This is a genomic window from Streptomyces sp. NPDC044704, from assembly GCF_056433525.1.
This window is the reverse complement of the sequence record NZ_JBWKGY010000021.1, coordinates 58878-74168: the sequence shown is the minus strand read 5'-3', so window position 1 is coordinate 74168 and position 15291 is coordinate 58878. Positions and strand designations below refer to the sequence as shown.

The window sequence follows — 15291 nt, the reverse complement described above, 5'->3', positions numbered from 1 at the left end:
TCGCTACACGGCGCCCGCCACGGTCAGGGCAGCGACCGGCAGGAGCAGCATCCACTGCGGCAGCCTGAGCAGTGGTCTCGGCCAGCCGACAGACAGGGTGACGGCCAGGAAGGCGATCGCGTACGCGGCGAAGTGCGCGGCCACGAACCAGGCCATCAGGCCGGTCGCCGACGTACCGTCGGCCAGCGCGAGGTAGATCAGGGCGGCTGCGGAGAGCACCAGGTCGACGCTCACCATGTGCCACACGGCATGGAGGACGCGCTTGGGTTCGTCGGCGAGTCCGCAGGACAGCAGCGGGCGCACCACGTCGCGGTGCCCGCCGACGATGTGCGCCGCGGCCACGCCGAACGTGGTGATGCCCGCCGCGAGAAGCCAGCCGTTCATCGGATCTCGATCCCTTGGGCTATGACAGCGGCCAGCCGGCCGGCCAGCTGAGGGTCGGGCTGTTCCCCGACCAGACCGACGTGGAAGAACACGGCTCCCGCCAGGGTGTCCAGGACCAGGTCCACAGGCGTGCCGGCCGCGATTTCCCCGCGCTCCACGGCGCGCTCGAAGACGATCAGCAGCCGCTCCTTCGACGGGGCCAGGAAGTCGCTGCGGATGCGGGCCTTCAGCACCGGGTCGGCGGCGAAGTCGGCGAGCAGCCCCGGGAGCGCGGCTGCGGCGGCAGGTGCGTGGAACTCGTCCACCAGGCCCCGCAGCAGTGCGGTCAGGTCCCCGGCCAGCGTTCCGGTGTCCGGGACCGGAGCGTGGTCGGTGGTCGTGAACACGACCTCGAAGACCAGCTCCGGCTTGCCCCGCCACCGCCGGTAGATCGTGTCCTTGCCGACACCGGCACGGGCGGCCACCGCCCCGATCGACGTCGCGGCGTACCCCACCTCGCCCAGCAGCTCGGTGACCGCGCTGACGATCGCCTCGTGCGAGCGGGGATCCCTGGGACGTCCTCTGGAGGACGGAGAGAAGCTCATATCCATTTACTTTACGGGTCGACCCGTATGGTAAACAACCCCCGGATGAGAATCCCCAGCAGCACGCGTGCCCTCAAAGGCGGCTGACTCCTTCGCTGCTCAATGGCTCGGTGTCCTAATGTCGCCGCATGCGACGAAGGACAGGACTGCTGTTGGCCGGGGCTACGGCCCTGGCCTGGGGCGAGTGGTCGAACTGGCGCTGGTCTCGAGCCCTCGTGGGGACCGGCACGGGCGCTTCCGAAGCCGTGGTCGTGCTGGGCTACCGGAACCCACAACCGACGGCGAACTTCATCAACCGCTGGCGAGTTCGTGCCGGGATCCGTTCCCTCGCCGACAACGGGTGCGCCGGGAATCGCGTGATCTTCAGCGGCGGTACCACCGGCAACGGTGCTGCGGAGGCCCGGTTGATGGCCGACTACGCGAAGTCGGTGCTCGGGTTCGACGTCACAATGCTTCTCGAAGACCAGAGCGCGACGACCTGGGAAAACATCACTAACGTGATCCCGCTGCTTGAGGATGCAGACCGCATCAAGATCGTCTCCCAACCGGCTCACGCGCTCAAGGCTCGTGCGTACCTGCGGCGGCAGCGCCCTGATCTCGCCGAGAGGCTCGTGCGAGCGGATGACTACCGTCTTGGTGAGTGGATGGCCGGTAAGCCGCTGCTGGCTCTGTACGGGCTCTGGACGCTCCGCGGCCTCACGGTCGAAGAACGCAAGGCCGTGCGGTAGACGGCCGCTCTCGCTTCGGCGTCACATGTCGCCGCCGGCTGACCACCCCTGAGGAGCCGGCTGACCACGCCTGAGGACCAGGCACCTTGCACGAGGTGGACCGGCACCGGCGGCCATTTCCCCCTGCCGGTCAAGGGCCCGCGCCTCACGCCAGGTTCTGGCTGCCTGCGAGAGCGAAGGCCGACGGATATACTGGACGCCAACTGTTACTCAGGCGCAGAGGGCCCCCACCTTGGTGGGGGCCCTCTGTATTCGTCCCGGTGGGTCCGCGGTCACGCGACCTGGAGCTTCGGCCTGCCGGTCGGGGCCGGCGGGGCTTGCTGGTACGTCGGCAGCTTCAGGTTGGGAAGGTCTCCGGCCTGGATCCGTGCGAGGGCGGCCCGGAACGCCGCTTCCATGGCCTCGGGGCTCTCGTACTTCGCCGCGAGCGGGTGAAGCCGGTAGGAGTTGCCGTTCCGTTCCTCGCTGCGCGGCCTGAGGACGATGTTGAGGTCACACAGGGGCGCCATGAGTCCGCTCACGGCCTGGGGTGTGACACCGTACTCAGCCGCCATGTCCTTCTGCCGGACCGGCAGCGCTCCCCCGAAGTCGCTGCGGGAGACGAGGTACTGGAGGAACTTGACGGCGGACCCTGACAACGGCAGGGCCCAGATGCGCTCCGCGACGATCGGAGACATGACGTTAGCCATGGGATGGCCTTCCTCGTGAGCGGTCGCCCGTGCGCGGGCATGGCAGCACTATCACCCGGTACGTTTCCTTCCGCGAAAGCTGGCTTCGGCACCGAAGTCGAGGTCCAGCTCCTCCTGGTGGGCGCCTTCCGGTCCCACCGCGTAGGGGAATGCGCCGGGGTCGTGGTCGTGCTTGTCGGCGATTTCGGCGAGTACTTCGTGCTGGGCCGTGCTGTTGCCCTGGAACCACAGGCGCACGTTGATCTGGATCCGGCCGTTGCCGGCCTTCTCCACCCAGTTGTATCCGCACAGCGCCTGCACGGCACGGTTCACGGTGGAACGGGTGATCATCTTGCCGCCCTTCTGCGCGGCGATCTTGTTCAGCCCGTCGGTGATCTCCTGCTGGGTGTACTGGGCGATGCCAGTACCGGGTACCTGCCCTCCGGCCACGAACAGGAAGACGCAGAGCTGGGACTTGGTGATGCTGTTGGCGACGGCCAGCTGCGCGAGGAGCTGGGTGAACCAGTTGCTGGCGAGGCTGTAGCCGGCGCCGCCGGCCATGTCGTGGACGGACCTCGGGTCCGCGGCGTATTCGAAGTGGACGCCCTTGAGGCGACGGCGGCCGCCGGGGTCGGTGGCCTGTGCGACCGTCTCCCCGAGCTGCTGGCCGAGGACGGCCAGGATGTCCCCGTATTCGGCGTCGTTCCCTGCCGCGGCGGGTGCCGGGACAGGCCGGGGCCCGCGCTGTCGACGACGGGCGGGCGGATCAGATGTCACAGGACCTCCTTGTTACTCAGGCGGTCTGAGACTACCGAAAAATCAACGTGGGCTTGTCTTTTGGTGCACCGGCGCGCCGAGAGGCGCCTCTGATGCGCGAACCGCGCGGAGCGGCTCCAAAAGTACACGCCACGTGAAGTTTTGCTGCGCCGAAGGCCAGAAAGTACACGCCTGCTTGATTCTACGTGTCGCCATTGCGGCACATTGCAGTGCGGCCGGGAGGAGCGCTTATCCGGCTTCCGCCTCAACCCTTGACGCTCTGACCTGCAGTGATCCATCGCGACAACAGGGCTGAAGAAAATCAACTGTTGCTTGATTTTTTCCCCAAATGTGCCCGCCAGGTACACATTTCACGTCGCGGAATGTGCCCTGGGTAGCACACTCATGCTCCCAAACATGCAGGTCAGAGGGCTATGAGCGCCGCGCTCTCTTACTACAAGAGCAACCCGCAATCGGCCGCGCCTTCATGTGCCCGCGGCCTTCAAGTCCCATCGGGCGGTGATGGCCAGGCAGCACGGTGAGACCTCTTGCTGTGCAACTGCTCTGCCCTCCCCTCCCCTCCCCCACCCTGACCACAGCACCTCAACTCCGTAGTTGCGCTCCCGGCCGACATTCGACGGGCAGTCCCCCACATCAGCATCAGAAGGCGTCGGCCCCTTTTGGCTTGAGGCCCTCGTGTCCAGGGAGGGCGCCCCGCGCCCGACCGGTGCGGCGGCGACCGTTAGGGAGTCGGCGCAGGACATGAGGGTGAGCGGGTCCAGGGCGCCCGAGCGCCTGGCGAGGGGGTCTGGGGGGCGAGGAGCCCCCCATGCCACGGCCGGTCCAGCGCGGCCAGGCGCTGGCGGGGTCCAGGGGCTGGCCCCTGGGATTGACGGGCCGTCACTCAATGGCGGACAAGATTCCGGATTCAGCAGCCACCAGCTGTGGCGGCCGTGATGCCGAAGGCAGGCTGCACCGGCCGGAACCGGCAGCAGGACCAGTAGCGGATCTAATGAGACGAGACGCCCAACTCACTACGGAACAAGTTCATGAAAAGCTCAAACTGGGTCATAAGCGACCCGCAGAATGGCACCTTGAAGGCTCTATCTCGAAGCTCCTGGAGTGATCGGACCATCCCCTACCCGCGACGCCGCCAGAGAGGCTTCCAGGCCTTTCTGCCAGGTTCGGTGCAGTGCGAATCGGCTACGGAGTCACCCCAACAGCCCAGCAGGGCCTGCCAGGGTGTGTGTCATGAGCTCCGAGCCTGCACGTCCCCAACCGGTCCGCCGCCACCACGACCACGGCGTGTGGCTCGTCCAGTTCACCGCCCGGATCCTCGTGGTCTGCCCGCGGTGCGGTGGCCGCGCGGTCGTCGTGCCGCTCCCCGGCCTTGCGGCACCGAAGTACTTCAGCGCGCTGCTCTTCCTCCCCCGTCGCCTCTCCTGCGCGGGCTGCGGCGCGGTCGCCGACTGGACGGCCGACGAGCGGGGCGCCGGTCTGGTCGGCGCGGCGCCCGGTGGTACCGAGGACCCGTTCTTCCGGAGGCCGCTCTGGCTTCAGACGCGTTGTGCGGGGCGGACGTTGTGGGCCTACGACGTGGACCATGTCGAGGCCCTCGCCGCTTACGTGGGTGCCCGGTTGCGTGAGCGTCACGCCTCCCCCACCATGTCGATGTTCTCCCGGCTGCCGGCCTGGATGAAGTCCGCGGATCGACGCGACGACGTGCTGGCCGGCTTGGAAACCCTCCGGGCCCTCTCCCCGCACTCACGCCCCGCCGACCGTTCCGACGCTGCCCACGAACGCGGCGACCACCCGCGCCATCACGACAGCATCCTCTTCCGCGGAGGCGCGTACTAGACCGTTCCTTCTCGGCCGACCCCACACGCTTGCGCAGCACGGCCTGATCCCCGGCATGCGGATCGCCCAGGAGCACGTACGGTTCGGGCCGCTCGTCCGTCCCCGCCACCTCCCACCTCAGCCGCAAGCCCTCGCAGTCGGGGATGGACAGATCGACGCCTGCCCGGAGGCCGTGGGCCGCCTCCGAGGCCTTTCAAGTCCCGCGCCCGGAGCCGCGGTCCGACGTAGTGGGACCGTTCCAGGACCGGTGGTTGGTACGTCTCTGACGTGGCTCCGAGGAAGAGGGTGCCGATGGCCGCGACCACGTTCGGCCCCGATGCCCACCACCGCACCTTGGCCCTGTGTGCTTGCCGCATCCGCCCCACCACCGCGACCCCTGCGGGCAGTACTCCGGCAGCCGCGATCCACCCGAAGGTCTCGGCGTAAGAGGAGCCGGCGTACAGGGAAATCGGTGCGGCCTATCCGGCCGAGAGCAGAGCTGCGCTCCCCCGATGGTTTCCGCGCCGGGTGCGAGGGACGACCTTCAGGAGTCGCGGCAAAGTCTCCTCAGCGGCCGGTGCGGCACAATCACCAGATGAACGGCAAGCAGATCACCCATCGCACCGCGGACGGCGTCCGCATACCCGGCACGTGGCGCCACGCCTTCATCTGCAACGGAGGCAGCTACTTCCTCACCGACCTCTTCATCTACGCCGACGGGCTCATCGACTGCTGGGGTCTGGTCACGCTGGAGGAGTTCGAGGAGAAGCTCCGCACCGGCTGGGTGGCCACCACCCTCCCGGAGGGCGCCCAGGCGTCGGCGCACGAACTGGCGTCCTGGAAGTTCAGCGAACCCCGGACAGGGCTCACCCCGGAATTGCTCGTCGCCGAAGTCCGCGACTCCATCGACCAGCTGAACGGCCGCTCCGACTCGACCGGCCGTTGCCTGGCAGCCGTCGACGCATTCCTCGCCGACCGGACAGAGGAGAACCGGGCCGCGGCCCGCGCCGCCTTCCTGGCCATCCCGACGACACGGCGCCGCTACTCGCTGGGCGACATGGACAGCAAGGACTGGCCGCTGCGGGTGCTGGTTGCCGGGCCCGGCAACCGGACCTACCGGCCGGCTGACCCGCCGGTCACCGAGGAGGCGTACGGCAGGGCCCTCGCGTACTTCGAAGAGCGCGCCCGGCGGAGTACCGACTACCGCGCACGCGTCCCCGCGGACGGCCCGGCGACTCCGCACGCCCCTGCAGTCCAGCTCGACCAGACCTTCCCGAACGAGCCGCTGGCCGACCCCGGCCGGCTCGCACTGCGCAACGACTACCCCGCCCCGATCACCGTCGGAGAGGCCACCTACCCCTCCGTCGCCCACGCCTACTGGGCCCTGTCCGTCGCACGGCCGGAAGTCAGCAGCGAGATCACGGCGACGGACTCTCCCATCGCGGCACGCAAGCTCGCGGCCGGGACACCGCTGCGCGAGGGCTGGGAGCAGGCCCGCACCGCGGTCATGACCGGCCTGCTGCGGGCCAAGTACGACCAGCACCCCGAGCTCGCCGAAATCCTCATGGCCACAGACGACGCCACCGTGATCTACGACGACCTGCAGTCGGCGTTCTGGGGTGACAATGCGGGCCGGGGCCGCAACTGGACAGGCCGCCTCCTCGAACTCGTCCGCTCAGAACTCCATATGCGGCGAACCCCGATTCCCGGGCTGTGACCGAACCAGACGTATGGACTCCCCCAGGGCCCGGCCATGCGACCCGGGAACCCGGGGACGGGACGACTGCCGGGGTGCTAACGGCGTTAGCACCTTGGGTGCTCTGCTCTGCTCGGCCGACCGCAGTCCTACGGCCGACCCCATGTCGGGACGCGCTGACCACCGGCCTCACTCGGGGCGGCCGCCGGACCGGTACTCACGCTGCCGGCAGCACGGACCCGAAACGTGACTGAGCCCGCCCGGAATCCGGGCGGGCTCAGTCACGTTCCAGCTGTACTGCTACTCCTCGCCGTGTGCGGCCAGGAGCCGTTCCACGAGGAGTTCGCGCTGCGCGGGGTCCATCTTCTCGAGGAGGATGTCGGCCACGGCGGCTCCGTCATGCCAAGGCATCCGGGGAATCGAGCGGACGTCCATGAGGAACGGGGCGCCGGCCGCTTCCGAGGACGACGGGCCGGGTTCCGCGTTCTCGCTGCCCTGTACCTCGTGGCCGGCCGGGGGAGTGGCAGCTTCAGAGGCGGAGGGGGTGCTAACGGCGTTAGCACCCTGAGGGGTGGCAGGGGTGCTAACGGCGTTAGCACTGTGAGGGGTCGGCGGGGTGCTAACGGCGTTAGCACCCTGGGTGCTCTGCTTGCGCCGCTTGGTCTCAGCGCGCTTCGCCAGGGCTTCCTCGGCTGCGCTCTGCTGCTGCTGCGCGGGGAGCTGGCCCACGTTGCGGGCGATCTCCACCGGAAGCGTCCGGTCCTCGACCGCCTCCTGCAGTTCTGGGGTGAGCTTGAGCAGAGCAATCCGCTGGGTGACCCACGGGCTGGACTTGCCCAGAGCACGCGCGACGGCTCGCTGGGATCCGTGGACGTCGACGAGGCGCTGGAGTGCCTTCGCCTCGTCGAGGGGGTCGAGGTTCTCGTGCTGCACCGCCGCGATGAGGGCGGTCTCGAGGAGGGTGTCGGCGTCCTGCGCGAGGGAGTCGTCGACGTGGACGGGCAGCTCGTCCAGCCCGGCGAGGTTCGCGGCGGCCAGGCGCCGGTTGCCGTCGACGACGATGTAGGCGGCCTGGCCGATCTGCTCTTCGTGGCCGGGGTGCGCGGTGAGGAAGGCCTGCCGTGTGACGGCTGCGAGGGGCTGGATGACGCCTCGGGAGGTGAGGCTGTCGGCCAGGTCCTTGACCGACTTGAGTTCCTCGCGCGGGTTGTAGGGGTTGTGCGCCAGGGCGTCCAACGGAACGCGCAGGGTGCCGGTCGGGGCGGCGGACGAGGGCTCGGCGGCGGGAGCGTCCTGGCCGGCGAACCGTGCGAAGGACGCCGCGCGGCTGCTCATGGGCTGGGCGACCGCGTTGAAGGTGGGGGAGTCGCCGAGCATGTCTGCCTTGCTCATGCGGTCTTCACCCCCCGGGCGATCTGCCGCATCTGGTGGGACTGTTCGCAGTCGGGTGCGTAGTCGAGGAGCGGGCGCTGCTTGCGTACGGCTTCGCGCTGTTCCTTGACGTCGGGGACGACGGCGAGGACCGGGGGAGTGCCGAGTGACTTCCACTTGTCGAGGGAGGACGTCGCGATGTAGCCGCGGCGGCTGTCGAACTTGTTGACGACGAGGCCGAGCTGCTCGATCTCGATGTCGAAGTCGCGGGAGAGGGAGTCGATCTGCTGGATGAGCATTCCGTACGCCTGGGCGGAGGTGTCCTCGGCTTCGACGGGGATGACGAGGCCGGAGGAGCCGGGCTTCTCCCCGTCACGCTGGCGGCCGTAGTTGAGAGCCGCGTCCATGGCGAGCCCGAGGCTGGGAGGTGAGTCGACGACGATGACGTCGAAGTGCTCCTCGAGGGGGGCCAGTGCCCGCTCGAGTGCGGCCTCGCGCGGGCCGCGGAAGACGGTGAGGCCGGAGTCGAGGAGGAACGCGTCGAACGCGGCGGGCAGGATCCGCAGGCGGCCGCCGAAGCGGTCACCGCCTATGGCCACGGTGAGGTCGAGGAGTGACTGCTTGGCCTGCTCGCGGTGCAGCATGTGCGTGATGAGGCTTTCCTCGCCGGCCGGGATGGCGGTGAGGCCCAGCTGGTGGGTGAGGTGGCCCTGGGGGTCGTAGTCGACGAGGAGGACCCGCAGGCCGCCGATTCCCGTCGAGGCTGTGGCTCCGGTGGCGGACGGGTCTTCGGCGAGTGCCTCGGCGAGGCCGGCGGAGACGGCCGTCTTGCCGACGCCGCCCTTCTGGTTGCAGACGATGATCCGCCGGGTGGCCTTCTGTGCTTCGGCCGGGTTGTCGGCGAGCCAGAGGACCACGGACTGGGCGAGTCCCTGAATGTAGGAGACGCCTCGCTCACCGCAGTCGTCCTTGAAGTCCTCGTAGAGGCCCTCGGGAAGGTAGGTGCCGAAGGAGTCGGCTCCGGCGGTGTTGACGGTGGGGAGTTGGTCCCGGCAGTCACGCCAGGCCTGGATACCGGCAGCGACCGCGTCCTGCATGTCGGTCTGGAGCTGTGCTGCACGGATCTTGAGTGCCTGCTGAAGGTGCGCGGGCAGCTTCGAGACGAGCTTCTCCCGATCAGCACCCGAGTTCGGAGATGACATGCACGGCAGCATACTGCCGTGGCAGGTGACACCGGAGATCCAATAGACGCGTTTTGCTAACTTTCTGCGGCAGTTTTTACTCCGGTGCTAACGCCGTTAGCACCCTGCTGGGGTGCTAACGGCGTTAGCACCCCTCTCAACTACGGGCAGACCGCCGCCCAATGGCGCGGGAAGACGGGCTCCGACGCCGCCCGCGTCCGCCGGTCCAGGTACGTCGCCAGTTCAGGGCACGAGACCGAGTCGGGCCAACCGGGGCCTGGTTGCCACGGTCCCTGTCAGACCCCGCGTTCAGAGCCGGGCAAGACGGGGGCGGTTCCGGGGCCGCCGGCAAGGGAGAACGGATGTCTCCCTGGTCTGGGCGGGGGTGGTCTCGGCCCAACCGGCGTCCAGGCATGTTGAGGGTCACATGCGCAGCCGGGTAGCCAGACCCCATCTCAGCGGATCGCCCCGCAACTGTCCTGCCCGCAAAGCCAGGTGCACACGACTCGTACTCCGCGGAGCACCTACAGGAATGCGCGGACAGGTATGCCGACGACGACTAGGAACTGTTCGGTGGCCAGGTCCGTCACCACGGTGCGGGTGCTGGCAGGTCAGGCGCTGCGGACGAACTCGTCGGCCTCGTGGCGCAGCGATGCGGGGGCCTGGGTCCAGGACCGGCCGCGCATGGCCTCGCGCAGCTTGACCCCCTTCACCCCTCGGGGAGCATCCCCGTCCAGTCCGAGGTGCGCCCAAAAGCCTGGTGAGGCGCGTGACCGCAGGGTTCCACTGGGGGTCGAAGGGGGAGAACGGCTCGTCCGGTGCGGACGTCGTGGTCCTCCTGAGGTTGATCAGACAGGTTGCTCGGCTTGCTGCACCCATGTTGCCGAGAGGCGATCAGCACGCGCAGCCGGATTTGGCTGGTGATGGACGCGAGCTTCAACACTGGCGTTCGGCGGCCGCCTAGGCCGCCCGTCCGCTCGCGCAGCGGGCGCAGAGAGCCGTACCTCAGGCCGGGGGCGCTCGACCACGGCGTCGCTCCGGTCGTCCCAGCCCGTGCGGTGGGTCGTCACACGGCGGTCGGCCAGCCACCGGACGGTGATCAGCCACGACGGCCAGGTCGGGCGCGGCCCCCGGCCGAGCCCGACGACGTCGTACTCCTCGCCGTGCACACCGAGCCGGTAGCCGCCGCCGACGCGGCTGCCATCCATACCTTTGCCAGCTGCGAGTGGATCAAGAAGAGCCAACCGCTCTGCCTGATAGGGGACTCCGGAACCGGCAAGTCCCACAGGCTCACCGCCCTGCCCGATAGCATCGGCCAGCTTCGCTGCCTGCGTGAGCTGTGGCTCCGAGGGAACGCGATCGAGTACCTGCCGTCGTCGGCAGCCGAGCTGCATGAACTGCGCTACCTGGACCTACGCGAGAACTCCCTGACCGGGGTACCAGAGTCCCTGGCCGGCCTCCCGCAACTGCGGCAGATCGACCTGCGGAGCAACCGCCTCGGCCAGTTGCCGGACTGGCTCGCCCTGATGCCATCGCTGGAGAAGCTGGATCGGCGTTGGAACGAGGTCGATCCCTCCCTGCCGCTCCGCAGCGAGCTGGAGCGGCTAGGCTGCCTCGTCCTGACCTGACAGCGACGCCCCCCTCGCGGCACAGTGCCGCTCTTTCTCGGGTTCTGGCTCAGGTTTTGTGGTCGATCACGTTGCGCATCGCCTGCGTCTCATGCGATCTGAGGGTGCTGCATGGGACCGCGCGCCATTCGCACGTTGGGCAGCCTGTCTCGCCACAGTGCACGCTCGCCCGTGAGCTGGAACCCGTGGCGCTCGTAGAACCGGATCGCTCTCCCGTTGTACTCGGTCACCCACAGGTGCAGGGGAGCACCGTCCGCCCATAGGAGGAACTCACCCATCAGCTGACCGCCGATGCCCTGGCCTTGGGCTTCGTTCAGCAGATACATCGGCCCGAGGGTCACCCCTTCATCCCGGCGGCCACAGAGGACACCAGTGATCTCAGCCCCGGACCGGACGACACGGCAGAAGAGCCGGTCGGGGTGGCATGCGGCCTCGTCAATGAACTCTCGCCACTGCGCAATGCCCTCGGTGGTGACAGCGGACCCTCGCTGCTCGCGGATCCACGTCTCGTCGACGCCGACGTCTTCGTTGGGGTAGGTCTGGAGCCAGGCCGTGAGCTGCATACGGCCCACGGCTGCGGCATCGTCGGGACTGGGCGCTTCGATTCGGTGGACCACGTGCACCATTCTCCGAGGTGCAACCGACCTGCCGCATGCGGTTATGCCACTGCTGACCTGTCGATACCCAGAGGCGGGCCCACGTTTGTCGGCGATCACAGAGCGTCCGGACAGAAGCGGCCTGACCGAGGTTCGTTCCGTCCCCCCTGGCGTGCGCGCAGCAGAATCTGGGCCCCTCCCTTGCAGGCCCCCGGCGGTCCCGACGTCAGCCGTACCGGCCTTCGCTCCGCGCGGCCGGTCCGCACACTTGCCCTTCGCCTCTTCCAGGATGGCCCGCCGGCCTCTCCCCCCTCGCCGCGGTCGCGGCGTGGTCAGGACCGCTGGCGACGCAGGGTGATTTCCTGGTAGTCGGCATCGGCGATCTGCCCGTTGAGGAGGGCAATGGCCAACACGTCAGTGGTGTTGTCTTGGTGGGTCGGCAGGGTGTGGGCCGGATCGAAGTCGCTCTCCTCCAGCGGCCATGCCGCGACAGTCTCGATCATCTCGGCCCGGGTGACCTCGCCGCCCGCGTAGCTGGCGAGGTAGGCACGCAATGACATCATCAGGTAATTGCCCTCGGTTCATGATCGAGGGTCAGTCTGCCAGGAGTAGCGCGGCAGTGTGGTGGGTCGTCGGCGGAGCCCGCTGCTGGTGCTTCTGGTGCGCGGATGGCGGAACACCTCAGTCGGTACCCCCCGGGGCGTGCCGCGCACGCCCCGGGGGGCCGTGTGTCAGCTAGGGCGCTCGTAGTTGGTCAGGACGCAGCCCTCGACCTGGGACTTCTCCAGCCGGTAGCCGGCCGGCGCGGTGAAGCCGGTCTCGCAGTTCAGGTACAGGAACTGGAGCTGGTACAGCCCGCGGCGGACGTTCGCGTTGTTGGTCTCCACGGCGATGTTCGTGCCGACCAGCAGCTTGCTCGCAGTGGCCTTGAGACGCCCGTCGTCCTTCAGGTCGGCCAGCTGCGCCGCCTTGGCCTTGGTCTGGAGGGTCTTCATGTCGGAGACGGTGTCCAGCCAGTTCAGGTTGTGCGCGCGCTGCTCCCCGCCGAGCTGGCCGCAGACCGCTCGCTGCTTGACGCCCCAAGCGCTCGCGGGGCCGTCGACGACGGGCATGTAGTCGATCGACCGTACCTGCTCGTCGGTGACCGTCATGCTCGTGCAGTCGACCGTGTGCGGGCTGACGAGCTTCTTCAGCTCGGCGATGCTGCCGGCGCTCGGCAGGCCCAGGCTGCCGGTGGACGGCTGGCCCGGCTTCGCGGCTCCCTCGGTGGAGGGGTCGCGGACCGCCCCGCGGTGGGGGCTGCCCTGGCCGTCGGGGCTGTTGACGTAGTCGGTGAGGAAGCAGCCCTCGACCAGGGCCTTCTCCTTCTTGAACCCCTCCGGGACGAAGACGTCGGGGTTGCAGCTCAGGATGCGCAGGTCGGAGTTGGGCGGGTCGACCAGCGACACGGCGGTGGCGGTCTTGAGCGCGGTCAGGGCGAAGGTCTTGCCCACGACCGTGCGGCTGGCGAGGTCGGTGTCGTACCGGCCCTCGGCGAGCCGCTTCGCGGCGTGGTCCTTGGCGGCCTGCTGGAAGGCCTTCATGTCCGGGGTCAGGAAGAGGACGATCTCGCCCTGCGCCTTCTTGTCCGTGCAGACGCCGCGCTCCGTGATGCCCCAGTCCCCGGCACCGATGAACCCGCTCAGCGGCACCCGGCTGTCGTTCGGGTCGGTGCTGAGGTTCTCGCAGGACGTGTACTGCTGTACGTGAGCCTGCGCCCCGGCCAGCGTGGCGGGCGCGGCGCCGGCGCCGGCGGCCGTGGGGGAGTCGGGGGCGGCGCCCCCAGCGCTCGCGGAGGGGCTCGCGGAGGGGCTCGCGGCGGGCGGGCCCGGCTTGGGGGAGTCCTCGCAGGCGGTGGCGAGGGTGGTGAGCGCGGCGAGGGCCGCGGTCGCGGCGGATATCCGCTGGAGGCGCATGGGTGTCTTCCGTCGGCTGGACACGGTAACGGGGGATGGCGTGCCCATGCTAAGGCCTGGTCTGAAAGATTGATCTTGTGGCAGGTTGAGGTGAGTTGACGGAGGCGGCGTGGGAGTGGATGGAGCCCCGACCGCCGGCCCCGAACAAGGGCGGAGCTGCTGCCAGGAGTGACCGCATTCGCCCGTTTCCGCACCCCCGCCTGCGGTGGCCGCGTTTCCGGGGGCGTCGGCGGGGTCTCTGCGCAGCAGGCGGCCCGCCCCACGTGGCGGGTACGGGTACGTACCCGTACCCTGGGGGGATGGGAAGGAGCACGACGATGTCCGATGCCAACGTGAGGATCCCCGAGGAAGCCAGGGACCGCCTCGCCGCGATCGCGGCCGCCGAGGGCTTGTCCCTGCGCGCCTATCTGGCCAGGTTGGCCGAGACGATGCTGACGCCGGCCGAGCGCGCCGAGCGCGCGGAGAAGGCGCAGGCCGCGCTGCGGGCCTGGAACGGGTACGCGCCGACTCCGGACGAGCAGCACGAGCTCGATGACGAGCTGGACCGGCGGCTTGCGCAGGTGCAGCGCCCGTGAGCGAGGCGATGCACATCGTGCTGGACGAGACGGCGATGACGGCGGCCGGGCAGGGGAACGTGCTGGCCTCGCGGCTGATCCACCGTGCGCACGCCGAGACGGGCTGGTTCCTGTACGCGCCGTCGTGCGCGCTCGTGGAAGCCGACCGGGCCCGGCCCGGTACCGCGGAGCACCTCGCCGCCCTGCCGGGCATCACCGTTCTGGACCTGGACCTGCCGGCGGCGCTTGCGGTCGCCCAGCAGGAGACCTGGGCCGCCGCCCACAGTCGGCACGCCGCGCAGCCGACGGCCGACCGGCCCGATGGCGCGATCGTCGCCACGACCGCGCCGAAGCGCTGGGAAGGGCAGCCGGTCCGCGTCCTGGACCTCACCCCGTAGGCTCACGCCGCCCGGAAGCGCGGGATCACTGCAGCTCAGCATCCGGGGCGGATCGGCGGAGACGACGTCAGGGCGAGGGCGGCGTTCCGTAGCTGCGCCGCCCACGTCTGCTGGTCAAGTCCCAAGGTGTACTCGATACAGCAATCACATGGCGGGATCAGCGCCACGAGCGCTTGCTCAGCCGCGGTCTCGGCCTCCGTCTCGCACCAGTCGTCCGTCGCCAGGTCAGCGGGAGTTGCCTCTCCATCGACGAGCCTCGCCGCCAGCCGGCGCAGGGCGTGGCGCCGTGCCAGACCCCTGTCCGGCAGCCCGATCCCCGACTCTGCAAGTGCTTGCTCGAACGCGTCGCGGATGTCGCGGGCGTCGGTGTTGCGGGGCCAGCCGGCCAGCTCGCACAGGGTCAGGGTGTCCAGTCCGGCTGCGAGCGCCTCAGCAGCGATCATCGGCAGATCCTCCGGGCGCAGCTCGTCCGCCTGATAGCGGCACGCCACCTCACCCAGAGAAGTGAACGCACTCCGCACGGAGGTTTCCGGTTCTGGTGCCGCTCCTTCTGCTCTCACGACTCCTACGGTGTCAGCACCGTTTCCGAGGAAGGCACCCAGGGGCACGCTCGGCACCCACCCGTCCTTCGGCCGTTCCCACGACACCCGGAAAGCGGGCTGAAGACAGGGGGTTTGCGGGCCGCGATCGGGAGCAGGAGAGCGACACGACCAAACCGGTACTACACGAGGAGGTCCCGATGTCGGGCACGGAGAAGAGCAAGGCGCACGCGGAGCAGGCCAAGGGCAAGGTCGAGGAGACCGTCGGACGGGCCGTGGGCAACGAGCGCATGACCGCCGAGGGGCGGGCCGACCAGGCCAAGGGCAAGGTGCGTCACGCCAAGGAAGACGTCAAGGACGCCTTCCGTCGCTGATCTGACGGACCGAGGGGCCAACGCGCCCCCTCCACAAGCCGGC

At 69.1% G+C, this 15291-nt stretch carries 16 protein-coding genes and 1 pseudogene; 7 read left to right on the top strand and 10 right to left on the bottom strand.

Annotated features, from left to right (window positions below):
- Window positions 1–3 precede the first annotated feature (3 nt).
- Together AC07B0_RS33920 and AC07B0_RS33915 are read right to left on the bottom strand one after the other, a co-directional pair.
- The gene (locus tag AC07B0_RS33920; RefSeq protein ID WP_356877584.1) at window positions 4–384 is read right to left on the bottom strand and encodes a hypothetical protein; all 381 of its coding nucleotides are present in this window, start codon (window positions 382–384) and stop codon (window positions 4–6) included.
- On the bottom strand, window positions 381–968 hold the full coding sequence (locus AC07B0_RS33915) for a TetR/AcrR family transcriptional regulator (RefSeq protein WP_478899799.1): 588 nt from the start codon (window positions 966–968) through the stop codon (window positions 381–383). Before AC07B0_RS33915 ends, AC07B0_RS33920 begins: the two co-directional genes overlap by 4 nt.
- Before the next feature lie 128 nt (window positions 969–1096).
- Here AC07B0_RS33915 and AC07B0_RS33910 point away from each other — a divergent pair, with 128 nt between their 5' ends.
- Window positions 1097–1696, top strand: a complete 600-nt coding sequence (locus AC07B0_RS33910) for a YdcF family protein (RefSeq protein WP_478899798.1) — start codon at window positions 1097–1099, stop codon at window positions 1694–1696.
- Window positions 1697–1968: 272 nt separating this feature from the next.
- Here the strand turns inward: AC07B0_RS33910 and AC07B0_RS33905 are convergent, their stop codons facing one another.
- Window positions 1969–2385, bottom strand: a complete 417-nt coding sequence (locus AC07B0_RS33905) for a hypothetical protein (RefSeq protein ID WP_356877587.1) — start codon at window positions 2383–2385, stop codon at window positions 1969–1971.
- A 51-nt stretch (window positions 2386–2436) separates the two neighbouring features.
- A complete protein-coding gene (locus AC07B0_RS33900) occupies window positions 2437–3141 on the bottom strand; it encodes a hypothetical protein (protein WP_356877588.1) in 705 nt (234 codons plus the stop codon).
- Between the two features lie 1230 nt (window positions 3142–4371).
- Between AC07B0_RS33900 and AC07B0_RS33895 the strand changes: the two genes are divergently transcribed.
- Both AC07B0_RS33895 and AC07B0_RS33890 read left to right on the top strand, forming a co-directional pair.
- Window positions 4372–4977 carry a hypothetical protein gene (locus tag AC07B0_RS33895; protein WP_478899797.1) on the top strand — a complete coding sequence of 202 codons (606 nt, stop codon included), beginning with the start codon at window positions 4372–4374 and terminating at the stop codon, window positions 4975–4977.
- 574 nt (window positions 4978–5551) lie between these two features.
- The gene (locus AC07B0_RS33890; RefSeq protein ID WP_478899795.1) at window positions 5552–6673 is read left to right on the top strand and encodes an NADAR family protein; all 1122 of its coding nucleotides are present in this window, start codon (window positions 5552–5554) and stop codon (window positions 6671–6673) included.
- A 279-nt stretch (window positions 6674–6952) separates the two neighbouring features.
- Here the strand turns inward: AC07B0_RS33890 and AC07B0_RS33885 are convergent, their stop codons facing one another.
- The gene (locus AC07B0_RS33885) at window positions 6953–8044 is read right to left on the bottom strand and encodes a ParB/RepB/Spo0J family partition protein (protein WP_478899794.1); all 1092 of its coding nucleotides are present in this window, start codon (window positions 8042–8044) and stop codon (window positions 6953–6955) included.
- The gene (locus AC07B0_RS33880; RefSeq protein WP_356877594.1) at window positions 8041–9225 is read right to left on the bottom strand and encodes a ParA family protein; all 1185 of its coding nucleotides are present in this window, start codon (window positions 9223–9225) and stop codon (window positions 8041–8043) included. Before AC07B0_RS33880 ends, AC07B0_RS33885 begins: the two co-directional genes overlap by 4 nt.
- Before the next feature lie 1169 nt (window positions 9226–10394).
- Between AC07B0_RS33880 and AC07B0_RS33875 the strand changes: the two are divergent.
- Window positions 10395–10832 (top strand): annotated as a pseudogene (locus tag AC07B0_RS33875) (leucine-rich repeat domain-containing protein); the annotation flags it as partial.
- Window positions 10833–10921: 89 nt separating this feature from the next.
- Here AC07B0_RS33875 and AC07B0_RS33870 read toward each other — a convergent pair.
- The 3 genes from AC07B0_RS33870 to AC07B0_RS33860 all read right to left on the bottom strand — a co-directional run bounded on the left by AC07B0_RS33870 (window position 10922) and on the right by AC07B0_RS33860 (window position 13383).
- On the bottom strand, window positions 10922–11449 hold the full coding sequence (locus AC07B0_RS33870; protein WP_478899792.1) for a GNAT family N-acetyltransferase: 528 nt from the start codon (window positions 11447–11449) through the stop codon (window positions 10922–10924).
- 311 nt (window positions 11450–11760) lie between these two features.
- Window positions 11761–11991, bottom strand: a complete 231-nt coding sequence (locus AC07B0_RS33865; RefSeq protein ID WP_469383000.1) for a hypothetical protein — start codon at window positions 11989–11991, stop codon at window positions 11761–11763.
- A 168-nt stretch (window positions 11992–12159) separates the two neighbouring features.
- Window positions 12160–13383 carry a hypothetical protein gene (locus AC07B0_RS33860; RefSeq protein ID WP_478899790.1) on the bottom strand — a complete coding sequence of 408 codons (1224 nt, stop codon included), beginning with the start codon at window positions 13381–13383 and terminating at the stop codon, window positions 12160–12162.
- A gap of 317 nt (window positions 13384–13700) precedes the next feature.
- Between AC07B0_RS33860 and AC07B0_RS33855 the strand changes: the two genes are divergently transcribed.
- Both AC07B0_RS33855 and AC07B0_RS33850 read left to right on the top strand, forming a co-directional pair.
- On the top strand, window positions 13701–13958 hold the full coding sequence (locus AC07B0_RS33855; RefSeq protein WP_356877599.1) for a hypothetical protein: 258 nt from the start codon (window positions 13701–13703) through the stop codon (window positions 13956–13958).
- The gene (locus AC07B0_RS33850; RefSeq protein WP_478899788.1) at window positions 13955–14335 is read left to right on the top strand and encodes a PIN domain-containing protein; all 381 of its coding nucleotides are present in this window, start codon (window positions 13955–13957) and stop codon (window positions 14333–14335) included. The genes AC07B0_RS33855 and AC07B0_RS33850 overlap by 4 nt, the downstream gene beginning before the upstream one ends.
- Before the next feature lie 35 nt (window positions 14336–14370).
- On the opposite strand, the gene AC07B0_RS33845 is transcribed toward AC07B0_RS33850, so the two are convergent.
- Complete coding sequence (locus AC07B0_RS33845) at window positions 14371–14778, bottom strand: hypothetical protein (RefSeq protein ID WP_478899787.1); 408 nt, start codon at window positions 14776–14778, stop codon at window positions 14371–14373.
- Between the two features lie 296 nt (window positions 14779–15074).
- Here AC07B0_RS33845 and AC07B0_RS33840 point away from each other — a divergent pair, with 296 nt between their 5' ends.
- Window positions 15075–15248 (top strand): CsbD family protein, encoded by a 174-nt coding sequence (locus tag AC07B0_RS33840; protein ID WP_356877602.1) that lies wholly within the window; start codon window positions 15075–15077, stop codon window positions 15246–15248.
- Window positions 15249–15291: the final 43 nt, after the last annotated feature.

Excerpts from the sequence above, each read along its gene's own strand:
- AC07B0_RS33895 (WP_478899797.1), top strand. The coding sequence starts at position 4,372 with ATGAGCTCCGAGCCTGCACGTCCCCAACCGGTCCGCCGCCACCACGAC.
- AC07B0_RS33845 (WP_478899787.1), bottom strand. The coding sequence starts at position 14,778 with ATGATCGCTGCTGAGGCGCTCGCAGCCGGACTGGACACCCTGACCCTG.
- AC07B0_RS33880 (WP_356877594.1), bottom strand. The coding sequence starts at position 9,225 with ATGTCATCTCCGAACTCGGGTGCTGATCGGGAGAAGCTCGTCTCGAAG.
- AC07B0_RS33860 (WP_478899790.1), bottom strand. The coding sequence starts at position 13,383 with ATGCGCCTCCAGCGGATATCCGCCGCGACCGCGGCCCTCGCCGCGCTC.
- AC07B0_RS33840 (WP_356877602.1), top strand. The coding sequence starts at position 15,075 with ATGTCGGGCACGGAGAAGAGCAAGGCGCACGCGGAGCAGGCCAAGGGC.
- AC07B0_RS33855 (WP_356877599.1), top strand. The coding sequence starts at position 13,701 with ATGTCCGATGCCAACGTGAGGATCCCCGAGGAAGCCAGGGACCGCCTC.
- AC07B0_RS33890 (WP_478899795.1), top strand. The coding sequence starts at position 5,552 with ATGAACGGCAAGCAGATCACCCATCGCACCGCGGACGGCGTCCGCATA.
- AC07B0_RS33885 (WP_478899794.1), bottom strand. The coding sequence starts at position 8,044 with ATGAGCAAGGCAGACATGCTCGGCGACTCCCCCACCTTCAACGCGGTC.
- AC07B0_RS33920 (WP_356877584.1), bottom strand. The coding sequence starts at position 384 with ATGAACGGCTGGCTTCTCGCGGCGGGCATCACCACGTTCGGCGTGGCC.
- AC07B0_RS33865 (WP_469383000.1), bottom strand. The coding sequence starts at position 11,991 with ATGATGTCATTGCGTGCCTACCTCGCCAGCTACGCGGGCGGCGAGGTC.
- AC07B0_RS33910 (WP_478899798.1), top strand. The coding sequence starts at position 1,097 with ATGCGACGAAGGACAGGACTGCTGTTGGCCGGGGCTACGGCCCTGGCC.
- AC07B0_RS33915 (WP_478899799.1), bottom strand. The coding sequence starts at position 968 with ATGAGCTTCTCTCCGTCCTCCAGAGGACGTCCCAGGGATCCCCGCTCG.
- AC07B0_RS33905 (WP_356877587.1), bottom strand. The coding sequence starts at position 2,385 with ATGGCTAACGTCATGTCTCCGATCGTCGCGGAGCGCATCTGGGCCCTG.